The 1,830-nt window shown below is 56.6% G+C and carries 4 protein-coding genes and 1 pseudogene; 3 read left to right on the plus strand and 2 right to left on the minus strand.

Features of this window, described 5'->3' with window-relative positions; all coding sequences use genetic code 11:
- Window positions 1-36: 36 nt before the first annotated feature.
- Together NW856_RS10545 and NW856_RS10550 are read left to right on the plus strand one after the other, a co-directional pair.
- Window positions 37-129 (plus strand): annotated as a pseudogene (locus NW856_RS10545) (pentapeptide repeat-containing protein); the annotation flags it as partial.
- 51 nt (window positions 130-180) lie between these two features.
- Window positions 181-519, plus strand: a complete 339-nt coding sequence (locus NW856_RS10550; protein WP_414400187.1) for a pentapeptide repeat-containing protein — start codon at window positions 181-183, stop codon at window positions 517-519.
- A gap of 39 nt (window positions 520-558) precedes the next feature.
- On the opposite strand, the gene rpmB is transcribed toward NW856_RS10550, so the two are convergent.
- Window positions 559-795 carry a 50S ribosomal protein L28 gene (gene rpmB, locus NW856_RS10555; RefSeq protein WP_011431026.1) on the minus strand — a complete coding sequence of 79 codons (237 nt, stop codon included), beginning with the start codon at window positions 793-795 and terminating at the stop codon, window positions 559-561.
- A gap of 24 nt (window positions 796-819) precedes the next feature.
- Window positions 820-1,182 carry a hypothetical protein gene (locus NW856_RS10560; RefSeq protein WP_414400189.1) on the minus strand — a complete coding sequence of 121 codons (363 nt, stop codon included), beginning with the start codon at window positions 1,180-1,182 and terminating at the stop codon, window positions 820-822.
- A 165-nt stretch (window positions 1,183-1,347) separates the two neighbouring features.
- Between NW856_RS10560 and NW856_RS10565 the strand changes: the two genes are divergently transcribed.
- Window positions 1,348-1,830, plus strand: a 483-nt coding sequence (locus tag NW856_RS10565; protein WP_414400190.1) for a dockerin type I domain-containing protein, incomplete at its 3' end; no start/stop codon positions are given.

The following is a 1,830-nucleotide window of genomic DNA, read 5'->3' on the forward strand; positions in this document are numbered from 1 at the left end:
TCTATCCTAACATAAGATCAACACGACCTAGAGCGGGCCAATTTTACCGCCTCAGATCTACGGGGATCCAGCTTTAGCCAGGCTCTGGGGGACTACAGCAACTTTACCGCCGCCAAACTGGACAAAAGCAGCTTTCAGGGGGGCCGTTTCAGCCATTCCATCTTTCGCGAAGCCAGCTTGGTGGCTGCTAATCTGGCGGAGGGGAACTTTTTTGCCGCCGACTTCCGCCAGGCCAACCTATCTCGCTGCAACCTCTCCCAGGCTGCCTTGGTGAGTTGCCAGCTTCAGTTTGCCAACCTAGAACAAGCCATTTTGGTGGGGGCCAACCTACGGGACGCTCAGATTGAAAACACGCTCTTCAGTGGAGCCGATTTTACCGATGCCAAGCTCTCCGATGAGACGCGCAAGCTCTTAATCGAGCGGGCCAGCGGCACCAACGAGCTTACCCAACGGGATACCCTCAACACCTTGCTGGCGGGATTGCAACCCAAGTCCCGTAAGCTTTTTGGCTTGCTGTGAGGTTGGAGCCGTCAAGGACAACCGGGCTAAAGAGAAAACTCAAAACTGGTTGAGGTCGATCCCGGCTTCCCGGGCCATGGCTCCTATCCCTTTGGCCTTGAGAGTCTTCAAGGCTTTGGTGGAAAGGCGCAGACGAACAAACCGCTTACCCTCTTCCCACCAGATGCGCTTCCACTGCAAATTGACTTCCTGCAGGCGCTTGGTGCGCCGGTGGGAGTGGGAGATGGCAAAAGCGTTGTTGCGTTTCTTGTTGGTTAGTTGGCAGCGACGCGCCATGGGATCAAAGCAAACTCAGCCTAGCTATCGTAAGGCATCTTTTTGTTGGGCAGCAAGCTGAAGTTGACCTTGCAACTGGGCTAGCTCTGCCTTCAGTCGGTCAAAGGTTTGTTGGCAGTGGTTAACGCTTTTTAGGGGCAGCTCTTCATTTTTGGCAATGCAGGTCACCTGTACAGAGCCGTCGGCAGCCTGGAGGGTGCGATCCACAAACACTTCCACCGTCACCAGTTTGGTGTAGGGATTTTTTCCGGGAGGCTCACCGGCCACCCAATAATCAAGGCTGCTGTGGAGGATATTGAGTTGGCAGCGCTCCAAAACGGCGCGGATCGACTCGCTTAGCTGCTCGGCTGAGCCCACAAGCTGGGTAACGCAGGAGTATCGAGCCATAGGACAAGCAAGTCACCACGGTTATCCTACCATTAAGTTTTCGGCTCCTGCAGCCAAAGGCGAACCGGCAGAATTGCGCTCAAGAGTACTCTACACCGGCTCGGTTAGCCCTGCTGCGAGGAGGTGAATTACGTTAGAACATGAACAACTCCCAGGAGAGTTGCCATGTTTAGGGTCTCCTGTTTGGCTCATTCTCTTTTGCTACTGGGATCCCTGGGCCTGGGTTGGATAGGCGTGTCTTTTGCCCACGCGCAGCCCTTTCAGGCGGGCGACCTGGATGGGGATGGCCGTTTGACGGTGCAGGATCTCAACCTGTTGGGGGCTTACTTGCGGGGAGAACGGGGATTGACCGACGACCAGATCCGAGCTGCCGATGTCGACCAGGATGGACGGATCACAGAAGCCGACTGGCAAGTGTTGCAGCAGCGCATTCAGGCAGCAACGGATGTGCCCACAGGACAGGTGCAGTTGGATTCCGCCTATTCGGGACAGGTGGTGGATCGGCTGACAGGGCAGCCCTTGGCCGGGGCGGAGGTGGCCATTCCGGGGGCGGGTATTTCGGTGCGCACCGATGCCCAGGGTCGGTTTCGCCTGCCAGGGCCGCTGCCGGCAGAAGAAATTTTGGTGGCGCGGCTGGAAAATTACTTG

Origin of the sequence: Synechococcus sp. R3-13 (assembly GCF_047462195.1) — a bacterium.
GTDB lineage: Bacteria > Cyanobacteriota > Cyanobacteriia > Thermostichales > Thermostichaceae > Thermostichus.

Excerpts from the sequence above, each read along its gene's own strand:
- NW856_RS10560 (WP_414400189.1), bottom strand. The coding sequence starts at position 1,182 with ATGGCTCGATACTCCTGCGTTACCCAGCTTGTGGGCTCAGCCGAGCAG.
- rpmB (WP_011431026.1), bottom strand. The coding sequence starts at position 795 with ATGGCGCGTCGCTGCCAACTAACCAACAAGAAACGCAACAACGCTTTT.